General features: G+C 42.9%; 2 protein-coding genes. Both read right to left on the minus strand.

Translation table 11 applies throughout. The features are described 5' to 3' along the window. Positions 1-850 (minus strand): proton-conducting transporter membrane subunit (locus VXQ92_RS19430; RefSeq protein WP_416682898.1); only part of this gene is annotated, 850 nt, incomplete at its 3' end. Continuing rightward, the gene (nuoK, locus tag VXQ92_RS19435) at positions 847-1,155 is read right to left on the minus strand and encodes an NADH-quinone oxidoreductase subunit NuoK (RefSeq protein WP_000529822.1); all 309 of its coding nucleotides are present in this window, start codon (positions 1,153-1,155) and stop codon (positions 847-849) included. The genes VXQ92_RS19430 and nuoK, both read right to left, overlap by 4 nt. Between the last annotated feature and the right edge of the window lie 37 nt (positions 1,156-1,192).

Consider the following 1,192-nt stretch of genomic DNA (forward strand, 5'->3'; position numbering starts at 1 on the left):
AAATGAATTGCATCACTTCAGGCGCAAGTTCAAATACGCTGAATAGACGGCAGCACAAGTACACACCAGCTGTTACCATTGTTGCTGCGTGGATTAATGCAGAAACAGGTGTAGGACCTGCCATCGCATCTGCTAACCATGTTTGCAATGGAATTTGTGCAGATTTACCAGCAGCACCCAAGAACAACATTAATGCAGTCCAGATAGTAAGTGACGAACTCTTCGTCATTACTTCTGCTGCGTGTTCAACGATGTACTGAGTATTAAGCGTACCAAATTGTTGGTAAAGCAAGAATAAAGCGATAAGTAAGAATACGTCACCTACACGGGTAACTGTAAATGCTTTGATCGCTGCCCAACCATTTGCAGGATTTGCATAATAGAAACCAATCAGCAAGTAAGAGCATAGACCTACGCCTTCCCAACCTAAGAATAACAACGCTAAGTTGTCACCCAACACAAGCAAAAGCATGCTTGCAACGAACAGGTTGAAATAAGAGAAGAAGCGCGCATACCCTTCTTCACCACGCATATACCATGATGCAAAGATGTGGATTAGGAAACCAACACCCGTGATCATGCCCATCATGAGTAAAGATAAGCCATCTAAATGTAAGCTAATGCCAGGCGCGAAACCACCAACATTGAACCATGTCCAAAGATTTTGAACAAAAACTTGCTGGCCGCTACTGGTAAATGCCATACCAGCAATCAATGCAAATAATGCAGATAAACCTACAGAACCTACACCAATAATTGCTGCAACATTTTCAGAGAGCTTATCACGCCCAGCCGCCAATAAAATAAAACCGATTAGCGGAAATAATACTGTTAGATATAAATAACTCATCCGCGCATCTCACTAGCAGCATCCACATCCAAATGATGGAAGCGATGATAGAACTGAAGGACAATCGCAAGACCGATACACGCCTCTGCAGCAGCAAGGGTTAAAATCAGAATAAACATGACTTGTCCATCTGGTTGTGCCCATACGCTACCCGCAAGAACGAATGCTAACGCTGCAGCATTCATCATGATCTCAAGGCTCATTAACATAAATAAAAGGTTGCGTCGCACCATTACACCGTAAAAACCGAGTGCAAAAAGAATGGTTGCAACAATCAAACCATGTTCTAAAGGGATCTGGCCCATTATTCTTTTTCCTCTTCTGCACCTGGTTCACGTTTAC

This window comes from Acinetobacter sp. 228 (assembly GCF_048147885.1).

Coding starts and splice junctions, on each gene's coding strand:
- nuoK (WP_000529822.1), bottom strand. CDS start 1,155: ATGGGCCAGATCCCTTTAGAACATGGTTTGATTGTTGCAACCATTCTT.